The sequence below is a fragment of the Achromobacter sp. GbtcB20 genome (assembly GCF_019091095.1).
Lineage (GTDB): Bacteria > Pseudomonadota > Gammaproteobacteria > Burkholderiales > Burkholderiaceae_B > Achromobacter > Achromobacter mucicolens.
In genome coordinates this window covers 1-416 of sequence record NZ_JAGXJZ010000259.1, presented here as the reverse complement: position 1 = coordinate 416, position 416 = coordinate 1, and the positions used below count along the sequence as shown (strand labels likewise).

The following is a 416-nucleotide window of genomic DNA, read 5'->3' as shown; positions in this document are numbered from 1 at the left end:
TTGACCAGGTTGTAGCCCGCGCGGGTGACGTCGCCGTCCACGCGGATGGCGGACTGGCCTGCGCCACCGGCATTGCTGCCGCCCACCCAGGGAAGGCTGTCGTTGCCGCGGCGCGTCTCGGCCTGCTCGACGCCCGACACGGCATCGTTGCTGCCAACCGCGTCACGCAAGGCCATGCCTTCGGCCATCTGGCCCCAGCCAAGCTGGCCCCCCGCAGTCTCGGCCATCTTCTCCGCCATGGCGCGGCACGTCAGCTTGGAGCGGTCGAAGTCCAGCCGCGCCTGCAGCACGCCGTTGGTCAGCAGGTTGGACAGGCCCGGATCGGAGCGCTGAATGATCAGCGCCGGCAGCGATGCAACCGCGCAGGTCGCGCTCTGGATCACGCTGCTCATGATCTGCTGAAAGCCACTCGCGGT

General features: G+C 69.0%; 1 pseudogene. It reads right to left on the bottom strand.

Annotated elements, in window-relative coordinates:
- A pseudogene (locus tag KVT32_RS28880) lies at nt 1-416 on the bottom strand (integrating conjugative element protein); the annotation flags it as partial.